The organism is Pirellulales bacterium, assembly GCA_036499395.1.
Classification (GTDB): Bacteria; Planctomycetota; Planctomycetia; order Pirellulales; family JACPPG01; genus JACPPG01.
This window is the reverse complement of sequence record DASYDW010000002.1, coordinates 52,129-68,557: the sequence shown is the minus strand read 5'-3', so window position 1 is coordinate 68,557 and position 16,429 is coordinate 52,129. Positions and strand designations below refer to the sequence as shown.

At 58.8% G+C, this 16,429-nt stretch carries 11 protein-coding genes; 6 read left to right on the top strand and 5 right to left on the bottom strand.

What is annotated here, in order from left to right; genetic code table 11:
• The coding region (locus VGN12_00540; protein HEY4307911.1) for a hypothetical protein at positions 1-1,952 on the bottom strand (1,952 nt) is incomplete at its 3' end.
• A 472-nt stretch (positions 1,953-2,424) separates the two neighbouring features.
• Between VGN12_00540 and VGN12_00535 the strand changes: the two genes are divergently transcribed.
• Positions 2,425-3,486 carry a polysaccharide deacetylase family protein gene (locus VGN12_00535; protein ID HEY4307910.1) on the top strand — a complete coding sequence of 354 codons (1,062 nt, stop codon included), beginning with the start codon at positions 2,425-2,427 and terminating at the stop codon, positions 3,484-3,486.
• 438 nt (positions 3,487-3,924) lie between these two features.
• Complete coding sequence (locus VGN12_00530; protein HEY4307909.1) at positions 3,925-5,388, top strand: selenium-binding family protein; 1,464 nt, start codon at positions 3,925-3,927, stop codon at positions 5,386-5,388.
• Positions 5,389-5,794: 406 nt separating this feature from the next.
• Here the strand turns inward: VGN12_00530 and VGN12_00525 are convergent, their stop codons facing one another.
• Positions 5,795-7,270, bottom strand: coding sequence for an FAD-binding oxidoreductase (locus VGN12_00525; GenBank protein ID HEY4307908.1), 1,476 nt, complete (start codon positions 7,268-7,270; stop codon positions 5,795-5,797).
• Complete coding sequence (locus tag VGN12_00520) at positions 7,267-7,995, bottom strand: hypothetical protein (GenBank protein ID HEY4307907.1); 729 nt, start codon at positions 7,993-7,995, stop codon at positions 7,267-7,269. The genes VGN12_00525 and VGN12_00520 overlap by 4 nt, the downstream gene beginning before the upstream one ends.
• Before the next feature lie 183 nt (positions 7,996-8,178).
• On the opposite strand from VGN12_00520, the gene VGN12_00515 reads away from it, so the two are divergent.
• Entirely contained in the window at positions 8,179-10,437 is a 2,259-nt protein-coding gene (locus tag VGN12_00515) for a CocE/NonD family hydrolase (GenBank protein HEY4307906.1), read from the top strand.
• 148 nt (positions 10,438-10,585) lie between these two features.
• Here the strand turns inward: VGN12_00515 and VGN12_00510 are convergent, their stop codons facing one another.
• Positions 10,586-11,644 (bottom strand): PEP-CTERM sorting domain-containing protein, encoded by a 1,059-nt coding sequence (locus VGN12_00510; protein HEY4307905.1) that lies wholly within the window; start codon positions 11,642-11,644, stop codon positions 10,586-10,588.
• Between the two features lie 501 nt (positions 11,645-12,145).
• Between VGN12_00510 and VGN12_00505 the strand changes: the two genes are divergently transcribed.
• Complete coding sequence (locus VGN12_00505) at positions 12,146-12,817, top strand: PEP-CTERM sorting domain-containing protein (GenBank protein HEY4307904.1); 672 nt, start codon at positions 12,146-12,148, stop codon at positions 12,815-12,817.
• A gap of 184 nt (positions 12,818-13,001) precedes the next feature.
• A complete protein-coding gene (locus VGN12_00500; GenBank protein ID HEY4307903.1) occupies positions 13,002-13,619 on the top strand; it encodes a hypothetical protein in 618 nt (205 codons plus the stop codon).
• Positions 13,620-13,623: 4 nt separating this feature from the next.
• On the opposite strand, the gene VGN12_00495 is transcribed toward VGN12_00500, so the two are convergent.
• On the bottom strand, positions 13,624-15,378 hold the full coding sequence (locus VGN12_00495) for a hypothetical protein (GenBank protein ID HEY4307902.1): 1,755 nt from the start codon (positions 15,376-15,378) through the stop codon (positions 13,624-13,626).
• A 292-nt stretch (positions 15,379-15,670) separates the two neighbouring features.
• On the opposite strand from VGN12_00495, the gene VGN12_00490 reads away from it, so the two are divergent.
• Positions 15,671-16,378: a DUF1559 domain-containing protein gene (locus tag VGN12_00490; protein HEY4307901.1), complete on the top strand. Its 708-nt coding sequence runs from the start codon at positions 15,671-15,673 to the stop codon at positions 16,376-16,378.
• The last annotated feature ends 51 nt before the right edge of the window (positions 16,379-16,429 follow it).

Below are 16,429 nucleotides of genomic sequence, written 5' to 3'. Positions count from 1 at the left end.
AAGAATGTATATTGCCCGCTGACGCCCCCCGAGGCGGTGAGCACGGAATAGACGGCGCCGACGACGTACGTGCCGGGATCAACCACGACGCGCATGGTCGTATTCGAGCCGATTTGCGCCGAGCCGTTGATGTCGACCCCGCCGTTGGTCGCGGGATTGATTTCGGTGACAAATGTGCTGCCGTTACCCTGCGTGAAGTTGCCGTTCATCGTCAACGCGGTGCCGAGATAGCCGGGATTGATCGTGCCCCCTGCGTTGACGGTCGTGGGACCCACCGTTCCTATCCCCATCAGCGTGCCGCCATTGTTGACCGCCATCGTGCCTCCCAGAATCCCGTTGGCCAGGAGCGTTCCGCCGTCGACAGCGGTCGAGCCCACCAGCGGGCTGTCGCCGAATAATATCAGCCTGCCGGCGCCGATCTTGTCGATCGCCACGCCGGCGCCCGTTGTGCCGTCTTCGTTGCCGATGACGGGGCTGAAATCGAGCGTATTGTTGGCCGTGACATCGAACGTGGTGGTCACGCCGCGCATCAGGAACAGGTCATTGCCGTCGGCCGCGCCGTTGCCACCGTCGGTGCCGATTGAGCTTCCGAGCCCGCCGGCGCCAGCCGTCACTGTGTTGCCGGCGAATCCCACGCCGTTGACGACGGTGATCGTGGCGCCATCGGCGACGAACACCGCGCCACCGAAGCCTGCGCCGCCGCCACCTCCGGTCCGGGCGTTTTGAGTGGGATCGCTCCCGGAGCTGCCCCCTCCGAAACCGCCGGATGCCGCCAGGCCCGAAAAGGCCGCCCCCCCGCCGCCCCCGAAGCCGCCGGTGCCCGCATTGTTATAGCCCGCGCCGCCCCCGCCGCCGAAGCCCCCGTTGCCGCCAACGTCATAGCCGCCGCCGCCGCCGCCGCCGAAGCCGCCGAAGCCGCCTTTGCCGCCTGTCGCGAGAGTGATCGCGGTCTGGGTGCCAGATCCACCGCCGCCGCCAAATGTACCGCCATCTGCTCCGGTGGCACCGGAGATACCGGCACCACCACCGCCGCCACTGGCCAATCCGGTGGTGCCATCGGCAGTGCCGCTGTTGGCACTGCCGCCGCCGCCGTTGCCGCCTTGTGCGCCGCCGCCGGCGCCACCGGCGGTGGCCGTTCCATCGTCACCGTTTAGCGTCTTCCCGCCACCGCCGCCGCCGCCGGCATTGCGCGTGAAGTACAAGTCCTGGTCAAAGCCGGCGCCCCCATTGCCGAGCTGTCCACCACCACCGCCGCCAGTACTCTGACTAGCGCCGTAGAAAGTACCACCACTACTGCCGCCTGCGCCGTATAAGCCACCGCCGCCCCCTTGACCATAGTGGCTGGCTCCGCCGTTACCCCCCATACCAGCTCCACCGCCCACGGCGTCGAAGTAGTTCGTGAAGCTGCCGCCGGTGCCGCCATTGGCAGCGTTGGATGTGAAGTCGACGTTCTGCAGGCTGAGATGCCCAGCGCTGTCGACGAACACGGCGCCGCCGGCCCCCAGTCCGCCGCCTCCGCCAGCACCGCCATCGCCTCCCGTGCCCCCTTGCGCTGTGCCGCCGTTGATCGTCAGGTTTTGCAACGCCACGGTGCCGCTTTCGATAAAGAACGGCCGGTAAGCCCCTGCGCCGTCGATCGTGTGGCCGTTGCCCACCACAGTGATCGTGGAATTACTCTCGATCGCCAACACCTGCTGGCTCATCGTAATGTTGCCGGTCACATTGAGCGTGTAGCTGGTGTTGGGATTGTTGTTGATGGTTTGAATCGCGTTGTAGAAATCGGTCGAGCTGCCGACCGAGATCGGCGTCTGCGCAAACGCGGGCGCGGCGACCGACAGCGCTACAACGATCGCCGCCAGGCAAAGCCCTCTGCGCGAGTAACTGCCCGCGCGTCGTGATCGAGCGCGCAACGGGACACCAAACGGAAATCCGTAAACGCGAAACGAGCGCATGGCGAGTCCTTGCCGGCGGTCGGGTACGAAGCGAAGTTACGCTGTGGATTGCGTGTCGCGATGGCGAACCACGTCAACGACGCGGCTCGGCGGTTTGCGCGGCCCCACGCGCAGCCTGCTGGCATCAAGAGACGATATGCCGATCACGGCGGCCGTCCCTCGGGAGGACTAATCGACAGGCCACATCAGAACTGTGAGCAGTGATGTAACGGTCCGCTAAATTTTCGCATCTCGTATTATTAAAGCGATGGTTCCAGTGAAACGGGCCCCGGACCGCCATATCTCTGTCAGTCTGTAAGGGTGATTCGAATCGCGATGAAGGAATCAGCGCGCCACGGACACGACGGAGCGACACAAAGTGAAGGAGAATAAAAAAAGAAGCCGATCAGCGAATGACAAAGCTTCCCAATCCGCGATAATCGGTAAATCCGCGAATCATCACTCGACCGGTACAAGCCAGCGACCAATGACTATGCCCGCCAGCCTGAAAACGACCGCGCACGCAATCGGCCGCCGCGATTTCTTGTGCGCCACAGCGGCGAGTCTGGCGGCGCTTGCCGCGGCTCGAACAGGACGATCTACGGAGCCGGCCGCAAAGGCGCTAACGGCCGGGGAACCGCAGTCCGCGCTCGTGGCCATCACGCTCGACTTGGAGATGAGTCGCAACTTCCCAAACTGGGAAGATACGCACTGGGATTACGAAAAAGGGAATCTCAACGAAGAGACCAAGGCCTACACCGTCGAGGCTTGCCGTCGCGTGAAGGCGGCCGGCGGCGTGGTCCATCTCTTTGCCGTCGGTCGGGTGTGCGAGCAGGAGAATCTCGACTGGCTGCGCGGACTGGCCGCGGACGGTCATCACATCGGCAATCACACGTACGATCATGTCAACGTGCTGGCGCGACAGCCCGGCGAAGTGCAATTCCGCTTCAAGCGCGCCCCCTGGCTCACGGCCGGACAATCCGCCGAACAGACAATCGCCGACAACATCCGCCTGACGACGGTGGCGCTACGCGAACGAACCGGTATCAAGGTCGATGGTTTTCGCACCCCAGGGGGATTTCAAAAGGGATTGCTCGACCGGCCCGACCTGCAAAAGCTGCTGCAAGCGCAGGGCTTTGATTGGGTCAGCAGCAAATACCCAGCCCATCCCAACAGTGATCCGGGCGTAGAACCGAGCGAAGCGATTCTCTCCGGCATCGTCGCGACACAACAAGATGCGCAACCGTTCCTGTACGAAACGGGGCTGTGTGAAATTCCGATGAGCCCGGCCAGCGACATCAATGCTTTCCGCAGTGGTCGCTGGCAATTGGCCTGGTTCATCGAGTCGGTGCGCCGCGGTCTCGGCTGGGCGATCGAAAATCGCGCGGTGTACGACTTCCTCGGCCACCCGTCATGCCTGTATGTCACCGATCCGCAATTCCAGGTGATCGATTGCATCTGTCAGCAGGTCGCCGCCGCCAAGGACACGGCCAAGATCGTCGACCTGGGCACAATCGCCCGCGCAACCCGGGCTAAAGCGGCTGCGAAGCTATGATTTTTAATCTGCGCCCATCTGCGAAATCTGCGGATAATCAACCTTTACGCGTGCCTCGGAGACCTCGGTGTACTCTGTGGCAAAAAGCATTTCTTCCTGTCGCGAGAATTTAAGGGAAAGCCAAATGCTCGGCGGTTGAGCGTGATGCACCGCTGCGACCAAGAAGATTTTGACGGGCCCGCCGCACGCGGCACCAAAAAAAATCGCGGACCGCCGGCAGGGGCATACACGGCGGGCGATGCGTACCGGCGGTCCTCATGCCGACGAACGGAGTCGAACATCGGCACTGCCGCGAATCATTGCACATCGCGCGCCGCACGCACAGCCATGTTGCGAAAAAGCAAGTTGTCGCCACAGATTGTCGATTGACTGCCGCACCGCCCGGTATAATGCGTTCGCTTGCGCAATCGCTCGAACACTTTGGGGGAGGGTTATTCGATGCATCGCCGAGATTTCCTGCTCGCCACCGCCGCCGCCAGTACCGCGCCGCACATACTCGCGCAACAACTGCTTGCGGCGGAAACAAAGAAATTCGTCCCCGGCGATAGCGCTACCAATGCCGCAATTTGCGGCCCCGGCTATGCCTCGCCGCAAGAGGCCACGAAAGCCCCGCCCGAAAAGCTGCTGTACACGATCGGGCTCTATGTCGGCAGTGCCGTCGACAAGCCCGACTTCCTTGCCACGCTCGACGTCGATCCCGCTTCCCCCACCTACGCCCAGGTGATACACCGCCTGCCGATGCCGTTCGTGGGCGACGAGCTCCATCATTTCGGGTGGAACGCTTGCAGCTCCTGCCACGGCGACAGCAAAAAATCGCGCCGCTACCTGGTGATCCCCGGACAACGATCAAGCCGTATCTACATCGTCGACACCGTCGATCCGCGCGCCCCGAAGCTGCACAAGGTCATCTCGCCCGAGTCGATCAAGGCCAAGACCAACCTCAGCGCCCCTCACACAGTCCACTGCGCGCCCGACGGCCGGATCATCATTTCGATGCTCGGCGACCGCGATGGCCGCGCGCCCGGCGGATTTTTGCTGTTGGACGAGAATTTCGACATCGCCGGCCGCTGGGAGCACAACGCCCAGGCGATGAAATACAACTACGACTTCTGGTATCAGCCGCGACACAATGTCATGGTGTCGAGCGAATGGGGCGCGCCACAGACCTATTACCAGGGGTTCAATCTCGAAGACGTCGCCGCCGGCAAGTACGGTACGCAGATCCACTTCTGGGATTGGCAGAAGCGCGACATCGCGCAAACCGTCGACCTGGGCGAGGCCGGACGGATCCCGCTCGAAGTACGCTTTCACCACAATCCCGACAGCACGCACGGCTTTGTCGGCGCCGCGCTCTCGAGCACAATGTGGCACTGGCATAAGCCGGCCGATCGCTGGCAGGTCGACAAAGTGATCTCGGTCGATCCGGTCGACGTGAAAAGTTTTCCCTTTCCGCTCCCCGGCCTGATCACCGACCTGGTCGTGTCGATGGACGATCGGTTCTTGTATTTCTCGAACTGGCTGCACGGCGACATCCGCCAATACGACATCAGCGATCCGGCGCACCCGAAGCTGGCAGGCCAGGTGTGGTGCGGCGGGCTGTTAGGCAAAGCGCCCGAAGTGGCCGGCCACAAAGTCACCGGCGGACCGCAGATGCTGCAGCTCAGCCTGGACGGACGACGGCTGTACGTCAGCAGTTCGCTCTTTAGCAGTTGGGACAATCAGTTCTATCCCGACATGGCCAAGACCGGCTCGTTCCTGTTGCAGGTCGATTGCGATCCTACGGGCGGCATGAAGATCAACGACCGCTTCTTCATCGACTTCGGCCGCGAACCCGGCGGCCCGGCCCGCGCCCACGAAATGCGCTACCCCGGCGGCGACTGCACGTCAGACATCTGGACGTGAGTTGAGAATCGAGGGCGATGCGTCAGTCTGCGGGCACGCTTGCGCGTCACGACCAACCGCAGTCCCTGCCAGGCGATGACTCCGAAGAATGCAAGAACCGGCCAGCGGAGCGCTGGGTTTGTTGTATATCGAATTTCCCCACTCCACGTCGCTTTGCCGCTCGCAGTCGTGCTTACACTTCCGCTCGAACCGCCATCAACGACCGTCCAGGGCCGAATAGATAATGCCCAGGCCGCTATTGCGATTAGAACGAACCATGTTCCTATTCGAAACTGAAACCAGCGGCGGATGTGCTTGGATGCTGGGGGCATGGCACCATCAATGTCAGACGCGATAGTTCGGTTCATTGGGCAAATCATTTGCCGCGTTGTTGATCGTCAGGCCGCGAGTGCATATTCTGCCTGCGCTATAGTTGGTCTGCGAACATCGTTTTGTAGTGGCGATACCACTCACTTTGAAAGCGTTCGTGTGGGTCGTATTTTCGCTTCAAACGGAGGAAGGCGACAAATTGCGGGTAGCAAATCTCCACCTGTCGGCGTTCAGCCCACCGATGGTACGTCAGGTAGAATCGGCCGCCGTGTTCGATGACTCGATCGATGATGCGACGGAAGTCCTCGGCGGCTTTTTGTTTTCCTTCGTCCGTGTGGACGACATGCAGATTGCAAACAATGCAGACCGAGGGCTCTTTGGCCCAAGCGAGGAAGCTCTCGTCGTCTCGTTCGATAAAGCGGATCGTTCCATAGGTCATATCAACGGCGTGCTGAACGAAGTCTTCGCGCACTTGAGCCATAAATGGCAGAAACGCGTCTTTCGCCACATAGGCTTCGGTAATCATTTCCGTGCCGCGTTGCACATCGACCGCTTCTCGATACGCATCGAAATTACCGGCAAGCTGATGCAAATCCGACCAATACACTTGCCCGGAGGTCGAAAGGTAGTACTGAGAATACGTCTCGTAGGCCAGCTTCTTATTGGTGCGCGCCAGGGTGTAAAGTTGGGCCCAATCGTTGTCCGATAGCTGCAATTGGTCTTCGACAATCGGCGTCGTATTGTCGACAGGCCGATAGCAGGCCAAGACTCCGGCATGCGAACCTGCTTCTGTCTCCAGGTCAGTGGAGTATTGACAGTCGCCGTAGACGAACCCTTGCTGAATTCGCTTTTCGACTTCGGGTAAGAGGTCTTTGACGGCGATGATGTCTACGATCCGCTGGACCTTGGTGCGCGGGACCAAGCGAAGAGTCACGTGCGCGATAATGCCAAATAAGCCATAGCCGCCGACGGCTAGCGAAAACAGTTCCGAATTCTCGCTGCGGCTGCATGTGTGCAGTTTTCCGAACGCATCCACCAGGAGAAAGGACTCGACATCGTTGATCATCGGTGGAAACTGCAAGCCACGGCCATGAACGTTCGAGGCCAACGACCCGCCGAGGCTGACTCGGTCCACACCCGTTTGCTTTTCCTTGATCGCCCATTGGTTCGTTTGGCCAAGTTGTTCGCGATTCAGGTAGTCGATCAATTCGGGCCACTCGATTCCGCTCTGGACTTCGATTTGTCCCCTGATCGGGTCGAACTCCACCACACGATTGAATTGACTCATATCGAGTAGTACCGAATCACTGCCGAATTGCTGACCGCCCATTGCGTGGCGGCCGCCTGCAATGCTAATGGCCCTGTCTTCGCGTTGAGCAACTTGCACGGCCGCTTGGATCGCGTCGAGAGATGTCGGCTGCAGAATACGGTTTACGCGCGTCGCATTTAATTGTGACTGCACGTCATCCACGACGAGGCCGGCATCAGCTTTTGCATTCAAGGATTGCTCTGGAGCCCCCAGCTTGGGATCCGACCCGGTTGTATTCTTTGCCGCGTCAGGGTGTGCCGTCATTGAGATAATCCCAAAGAGTCTGGCGAGGTTCCAATGTGGCTGGCGCGAAGATCGATGAAATGTGGGACCGGGCGGCTACTCATCGTCTGCTCGTTGCTATTTACGTTGATCGACCGGATTCCCAAGAAGAAAAGAAAGAGCGCAAGGCCCTGCAATACGTGATAAAGCGCGTTGTGATTTAGGTAGATAGGATGGATGCCAAGTTGCAAGTACTGAAGGGCAGCGGCAACCAATACGAGTCCTAGGCCAGCCAGGGCCAAGGATAAATCATCGTTCGCGCCGTTTCGCCACTTCAACGCGATGGCGAAGAGCAAAAACAATATCGCCGGTAAGTTGTCGGCGATTCCCAGCCAGAAATCTTGTCGAGCAAAAACGATCACTGCAGCGTAAATCAGAAACTGCGTGGCGGCAGCGATCACCATCCACCGTATGTATTCCGGTGATAGGGTAAGTTCGGCACCAATTGCATACATCGAAAACGCCGTCACCCCCATCGCGACCAGAGTAGCAGGCCAAAGTATGCGATAAGCCAGTGTTCGCTCATCACGAAGGAAACCATGAACTGTGCCGCCGAACAGCGACGCGGCGCAAATTGACCCGAAGAAAAGCGCGAGCCAAGTCCCAAGCGCTCCCGTGGAAACTTGGGTGCCTCGGAGCAGAATTAGCAGCACGACAGCTTCAATTGCCACGGCGTAGTCGGTCAGCGTGACATCAGGTTCCGACATTGTCAGTCGCATCTATTCCGCATTAGAACACAGGAGGTATAGGGCACCAGATATCCATGATACGAAGGCCGGGCCAGTATTCCAGCCTGAGCCAGCTATCGCCTCGGCATCTTCGCTTTACAATTTCTATTGCAGAGCATGATGCCAAGAAGGTCATAGGCGTGGGCGCGAGGGACAATTGACATGAAAACATTTCTCATTCGTCACATGTCGCGGTCGGCCTTGGCACTTTGGTCACTTTCGGCGCTCTTTTGCTTACGCGTTGTCGGCCAGATCATTGTCGAGCTCTGGCACGTGCATTTCTTGCCTCCTTCGGAAGAGTGGTTTTCCGGCCTATTGCCCTACCCTCAGCTGTTAGTCTGCCAAATCCTGATCATCGGGCTAATGGCGAAGATCAATCTCGATTTCACCCGAACATCGGGTTGGAGTTATCGGCCTCGTCGGTTTGCAGGAACGTTCTTGGTCACTTTTGGGAGCATCTATTTACTGGTGATGGTGATCCGCTATGCGATTCGGATGAGTCTTTATCCTCACGAACGTTGGACCGGTGGATCAATTCCCATTTTTTTCCACTGGGGGCTGGCCACCTACCTATTAGTCTTGGGAATGCACCACTGCAGGCTGCGGCGAACTGAGGTGCATCTGCAAGTCCGAACATCACGTCGGGCCTGGCTATCGCGATGCGCTTGGCTGGTAGGCGGATCGTTAATAGCCGTGTGCCTGCCCCTGTGGATCGTTTATTTGGTCGGCCCCTCCATACTGGCACGTCAACTTGGAATCCGCCCGGCGGAATTCGCCGTAAGAATTGATCGCAAAGTGCCGATTACGGCCACCGACGGCGTCCCATTGGTGGCCGATATTTACCACCCTCGCAGAGCGGGATCAAAGACGCCGACAATCCTGGTACGGATTCCCTACTCAAAGACACTCGTCAATGGATTGTTTGCAACGATCGTTGGAAGAATGTGGGCCGAGCGAGGCTATACGGTTGTAATCCAAGGAACGCGAGGGCGATTCGACTCGGGAGGCGACTACTACCCGCTGCGAAGTGAACATCAGGACGGTATCGACACGCTGGCGTGGCTGGCCACGCAACCCTGGTATGACGGACGCCTAGGCATGTGGGGATGCTCCTATTACGCGTACACAGAGTGGGTTTTGGCGGATCGCGCCAATCCGGGCCCGACAGCATTGATCATTCAAGAGTCCAGCACTGATTTCCACAGCATGTTTCATCCAGGCGGCGCATTTTCACTGAAGAGTGCTCTCCACTGGGCAGTCCTGTCGCACGGGACGCGTGATATCGCGCCCGACGCTGATGCCATGCAGCGGGGCTTTGATGGTCTGCCTGTAATTGAGGCGGACGACCGTGCCGCAGGTGATATCCCTTTTTTTGATGATTGGGCCACACACAGCGAGCGCGATGAATACTGGGCGCAGATAGACGGCGAAAATCGCGCTCGAAGCCTGAAAGCACCGACGCTACTGATGGCAGGCTGGTACGATCCGTTCCTCCCTACCCAGGTGAACGATTATGCACAAATTCGAACACACGCTGTTCCGCAAATTGCTTCTGCAGCGCGTTTAATTATCGGACCGTGGGTGCATGCTGGTACGATAACCCCGCCCGATGGACACAGGCTGAAGAATTTTCGGCTGGAAAGTCTGGCCCCAAGTGTGCCGTGGTTCGACGAACATTTACTGGGACGCGCGACTGCCGCGTTCGCCCCTGTACGAATCTTCGTGATGGGGACCAATGAATGGAGGGACGAGCAAGAATGGCCGCTCGCGAGAACCCAATACACTGCCTACTATCTGCGCAGTAGCGGCCATGCCAACAACCGGGACGGCGATGGCTTCTTGGCAACGTCTCCGCCGACCTCTAGTGAACCATCGGACGAGTATCAGTACGATCCGCTCGACCCGGTTCCAACAGCCGGCGGCGCCATGCTTGGGCCAAATGCCGGAATGACGTCGCAAAACGAAGTCGAGAATCGTCAAGACGTTCTCGTATACACGAGCGAGCCGCTACAGGGCAAACTTGAGGTGACTGGTCCCATCGAACTCGTTCTTCACGTCTCCACATCGGCACCGACCACGGATTTCACCGGAAAACTCGTAGACGTTCACCCGGACGGGTCAGCCTACAATATTTCGGAGGGGATCCTTCGCTACCAGTTCCCGCAGGACTCGGGCGATGCCAACAGTACGCAGGAAATCAAGGTCACAATGTGGCCAACCAGCTTCGTGTTTTTAGACGGACATTGTCTTCGTTTGGAAGTCTCGAGCAGCAACTATCCACGATTTGACCGCAACTTGAATACCGAAGGGTCGGTGGCCACTGCCGTGACACCGGTAGTGGCACAGCAATCGATCCATCACGACATGCAATCACCTTCTCGGCTAATCCTTCCAGTGATTCCGCCGACCACGTCTCGATGAACCGCCTTTGCGTCACCTACGCATCAGCAAATACCCGATCATTGCCAGGTCGTTCAAGGCGTTCCCTCGACCAGAAGGCTACATTCACCACCCGCAGGGCGTGGCATCAGCGCATTCCTGCCGGCTCGGCCCACGATTCACTCGCCGTTCACGCCACGGCGCTCTTTCGCCTCCGCAGCGCCAGCAGCGCGAGCCCCGGTATCGCGATCGCCACCAGCGCGATCGTCGATGGCTCGGGCGCGGTCACCAATTGCGACGACCGCTCGTCCATGTAAACGTTCCCCTTGATATCGCCGCCGGCGATGATCGACCCGAACATGTCCTGGACGTTCATCGTGACCGAACCCTGCGGCGCGAAGATCGTGCCGTAGAAATAGTTCAGAAAGCCGGAGCCCATCGTGAAGTTGCCGTGCGTCTCGAAGAGGGTCAGTCCCGCGTACCCGGTTTGCAGCCCATTGTTGCCGTTACCGACGGCGACTCCGTTCACGTAGACATTAAAGCCGCTGTCGATCTTGATGTCCCCCTGCACGTAAACCTTGATCGGCTGCGTGCCGTTGAAGTCCAGATACAACGAAGTCGAATCCAGCAACGACAGCGAATTCAGGTAGTACGTGCCCGAAGTCAGATGCACGCTCTCGAACAGCCCGCTTTCGGTGACCGCGCCGTACGATCCGGGTGCCAAGGAAAAGCTGGTGCTATGAATGGCATCGGTAAAGCCAGGCGTAAAGCTGGTTGCCTTGGGCAAGCCGACCGGGGCCACGGTGTCGAATTGCTGTGTCGTGGTGCCGCCGATCGTGTTGAAAGAGCTACCGTTCGTGTAACCGGTGCCGTAGCGAATATTGCCCGTCACCGACTCATCGTTACCGAGCGTCACGCTATGATTCGCGTACAGATTCCCCGTCACGTCGCTCAAGTTGCCAAGCGTCAGGTTTCCGCGCGCATACATATCGCCCGAGTTCTGGCTGGACCGCTGGATGCCGTAGCCGAAGTCGAGCGCCAAGTTACCGCCCGCATAGATCGGGCCGATCGACGTCGAATAGCTGGTCAGCTCGACGTTGCCGGCGCCGTAGATGGCATACCCGGTCGCCGTCGTGGGCTGTGCCGCCGAGGCCAGGGCGGGAAAAAGTAGTGAAGCAATGATCGCAAGCGTGGAATTGATTCGAAGCATGACTTTCCCCTGGTGCAAGTAAACAAAACTGCCGCTCATGCGACACATCGGAGGACTTCCCGTGGAAAAGCCCAGGCGATGCAATCACCTGGTGTGGAAGTCGTGGGCGAAGAATTCGCGAGAAGCTTTGATTAGCTGCACCTGCCCCAGGTCGAAAGACAGCGTACTTTAGGCAGGTCCGCAGACATTTTCAATATGGCCTGCCATTAGCAACTCATTTAACGGTGCCGGGCCCCGTCGCGTCTCGGCCGGAACCGATTCGTTGCGTCCGTTTCGGATCGCGTTTATAAACGAGTGATCGGCCCACCCGTTGCTCTTTCGCAGCGGCCCCCGGGCCTAATTTCTCTCGGAACAGAGAATTGCTAGTGCAGAGCAGGTAGCCGACGGCTCCTGCGGAATCTCGCGAGCCTTTTCGCGTTTCTTACCGCAAATCGCGCGTCTCTGCGCGCTGGGCCATCCGCCGTTGTCGCTCGATGAACACCTTCGCCGAGCGAACCGCTACCTGCCTCGCCACCCCCCCAACTCCGTAAGTGTGTTTCCATGCGACGTATATCTTGTCTGCTGCTGTTTCTACTGATCACGCTCGGCGGTGGCCGTGCCGCGCACGCCGTCCCCTTCACCGTCAGTTGGTTGACGCATTACGGCAACGAGTCGATTGAAACTGCGCATCTGTCCGAGCAGCCGCGCATGCTGCACAACATCTCGAACTCTTTGATGACCGCCGCGCCGAGCTTCCTGGACGGCTCGATCTACCTGCAGCGCCGCTCGGAGTTCACCACCAACTACACCGAGCTCAACGGCATCGGCGAGACTTCGGAAGAATGGCTACGATCGAATCGCGTCACCATTTCGACCTCGGCCGTTGTGATCACGGCGGTGCGTGAAGACACCAACCCCGGCGCCGGGGCACTCCTGACCAGCCTGGGCTGGACCCCGCTCGATCAAACCATCACGCTGGCGTACTACTCGGGCACGGCACATCTGGACCTGTACGCCGGTCTCGTCAACGCGGGACAAGTCGATCTGCAAGGCGCAGGCGTGAACGATCTGCGCATCGGAACGCTCCCCTCGTCGATCTACTACTTCTTCCAAAGCCCGTCCGTCTTCTCGCCGGAACTACTGTCGGAATTCAAGCTCGTGCCCGAGCCCGGCACGCTGGTGCTGGCCGCCACAGGCGTGCTGTTGTTCGCCGCGGCACGCCGGCGCAGGTAACAATTGAGCGTCGCCCGGCCGGGAATTTCGCTGTCAGCCGGCCAGGCTGACCCCGCCGGTGCATACGTCGCGTTGACCTGCGGTAGTCGAAATGCTACCTTCCCGCGCGCGTCGTTCATTCTGCCACGGATATCCTGCTTCCTACGTTACGGCCCGTAATGCCACGCCACGTGAGGACACGCACATGCGCCGCTTGACGACTCGCCTAGGATTACTCGTAGCGACCATACTGTGTCAATCACTGGCATCTGCCGAAGACGCGGTGGGTGCCGGCGAACCCAAGGTCTTGGCAAGTGTCGGCGATGAGCTGATCCTGGAACGGGATGTCGTGCCGTTCGTCGATCAGGTGATTCTCGACTTCGAGCAGTCAAAAAAGATTCCTGTCGATCAGCACGACAACATTCGCAAGAAACTAACCGAAGGTCGAATTAATCATTTGATCGAGATCAAATTAGTGATGCTCGATGTCCGCAAGCAGATACCGAGCGAACAATTCAACAAGATCAAAACAGCCGCAGGCGAGGAATTCGAGCGCAAAGAAATCCCGAAGAAACTTCGCAAGCAAGGCCTGCAGTCTCGCGACGAACTCGTGGCGAGTACAGCGAATGGTCCTATGTCGCTGGACAATCAGAAGCAGTCGTACATCGAGAACGCGATTGCCCTGAGTTGGATCGCAACGCATACCCCGCAACATCCGAGGCCGACGACCGAGCTTGAAAGAGTGCGCAACAAGATGGCAGGTCGCTATTATCTCAAACAATTGCGCGAGCAATATCCTGTAAATATGCTGGCAGACGAGTAAGCGACTACTCCGCCGCCGGCCGCGCTTTGATTACGGTGTACGTCCCATTGAGATTGAAAACGAGCGTCGTCAAATTCTCGATCGCCGCGAGGATCTTATAACCGTTGCCGGTGACGACTGACTCGCTGAGACTCAGCTGCGCAAGGCGAGGTAGCTCACGCAGTTGTTGCACGCCGGTCATCGTGATCTGTTCACAGCCGATCAGGTCGAGCCTGCGCAGGTTCGCGAGCCCGTGCAATTCTTCGAGACCGGCATCCGTGATCTTAGTCCCTCCAAGTTCGAGAAAGGTGAGCTTAGTCAATCCACGGATCTCGCGCGCGCCTGCATCCGTTACTTCGTTGTCTCCGACGCTCAGTTCTTCCAAGTTGCTCAACTTGCCAAGCTCCTTTAATCCGGCGTCGGTGATCATCGCATCATCCAGGTAGAGCGACGTTAGCTTGGGTAAACTGGCCAGCGCACCGAGATGGGCATCCTTGACGTGCGTGTTGCCGATCGCGAGCATCGACAGGTTCGATAGCCCTGACAACTCCTTCAACCCCTCGCCGGTGATCTGCGAGCCCACGAGTTGCAGTTCGGTCAGGTTCGTAAACGCGCCTACCGCGGCCAGCCCCTCGTCGGTGACGCGGGTGTTATTGAGATTCAGCGTTGTCAGCTTCGTAAGCCCAACCAGTTTTTTCAGCCCGGCGTCGGTGACCGGGGTACCGCCTAGCGAAAGGCTCGTCAGGTTCTTGAGCTTCGCGATCTCATCCAGCCCCGCGTCCGAGATCTTCGTCCCGAATAAATCGAGGGTCGTTAAGTTGGTAAACCCACTGAGCACCGTCAAAGCCCGATCTGTAATTCGGGCTTGCGATAGTTTGAGCGTCGTCAACTCCTTCAAATCGCGTAGTTGCTCGATCCCGGCGTCCGAGATCGGCATGTTGTTGCCGAGATTCAGTTCGTGCAAGTTCGTCAGCACGCGCAGCTCGGCCAGGTCGGCATCTTTGAGCAGGTTGAACACGACGTCGAGTTGTGTCAGACCACGCATTTGGGCGATGATTTTTACGTCATCACTTGTCAATTTCGTGTCGGCCAGCTTGAGCGTGGTCAAATTTTCGAGGTGCCGTAGCGCCGTCAGTCCCGCGGTCGAAACGTCGGTGTAGTTCAGATCCAACGACGTCAGCCCTGGCATGCTCGCCAAAACCGGCAGGCTGGCAGCGGTAATCGGCGTCGACTGCAACCCGAGCGATTTCAAATTCTCAAGCGCCCGCAGCTCGCTAACCCCGGCATCTTTGATTCGCGTGCCTCGCAGCTCAAGCCGCTCCAGGCCTTTCACCGCGGCCAATGTCTTTAGCCCCGCATCCGTGATGTGAGTTTCGCCCAGATCAAGCGCCGTCAGGCCCGGCAGCGCCGCCAGTTCGCGCAAGCCTGCGTCGGTGATCGCCGTATTGGCAAGATTCAACGTCGTCAGCGTAGGCAGCTCGGCAAGCCGCTTCAGGCTCGCATCTGTAATCGGCGTTTCGCGCAAGTCGAGCTGCCGTAGCTGCGGAAAAGATTTCAACAGGTGCCAGTACCGGTCGTTGATCCGGCCGCTGCCGGAAAAGTCGACCCCCACAACCGGCCCCTCAGGCGCTGCCGTGTCACGCAGCACCTTACCACCCAGCAACTCGATTTTCATGATCGCCGCGGCTTCGTCAACAACCTCTTGCTCCGCCGCGAGCGCGTGGACCGCAATCGCCAAGACAGCCAACAGGACGGAAAGGATAGTTGTGAGTCTGAACATGAATGACCTGGATGAAAAACGAACTCGGCGTACTGACGTTCGCGAGCGAACTTAATTGTCGCGCCACGACGGCGGTTCTCGGAAGCCACAGCCTTCGGCCGCGCGCACTTGTAGAATATCGTATACACGATCGTCCATCTGGCATGCCCGTTTCCGCAGGTTTTCTGCCGTCCGACGCCACCAGATTCCGGGCAGAGCCGTTTGGCGGCATCCGCCACCGCACAAGTACTCGGCAGGGCGCACGCGCTGATAGAATCGATGCATGCATCCTCACACGCCTAAATCACGGTCCGTGTCGCAGCTTCTTCAGATATTGATTCTCTTCGTGGTGTTTGCCGGCATTCTGATCGCATTACTAATGCCGGAGGTTGGTTCTCGTGAAGCTTCGGGTCGCGCGCGGTGCAGCGACAATCTAAAGCAAATCGGGCTGGCTTTATCAAACTACTATGACGTCTACGATGCATTGCCGCCGGCGTATGTCGTCGATCGTCACGGCCGGCCCATGCATAGTTGGCGTGCGCTACTGCTTCCCTACTTCGGCGACGGACTCGCCAGTCAGTACGACTTCGATGAGCCGTGGGACGGCCCGCATAATCGACCGCTCATTGACAAGATGCCGGATGCCCTGCGTTGCCCTGACGACAAAGACGCGCCTCCGGGCACGACTAACTACGTCGCCGTGATCGGCGATCAAACCGCGTGGCCGTACGACAAAAGCAGGACGCGGGAAGCGTTAGTTGACGGGCTACCAAGGACCGCCGTCGTCGTCGAAGTCACTGGGCTGAATATACCTTGGACGGCCCCGCGCGATCTCGATTTCGAGATGCTCGATTTCAACGTTAATTCGGAAACGGATTATGGCGTGAGAAGTCATCACCACGGTGGTGCCTCGGTCCTTCTCGGCGACGGATCGGTTCGCTTTTTACCGCCAAATTCTCCTCCCGAACTGCTGCGGTCCTTACTCACTGTTGCCGGCGGCGAGAGCGTCACATTGCCGTAGGAGAACTTCACATACAACAAACGACCATAGCCGCCATATTCAATCGTCGAG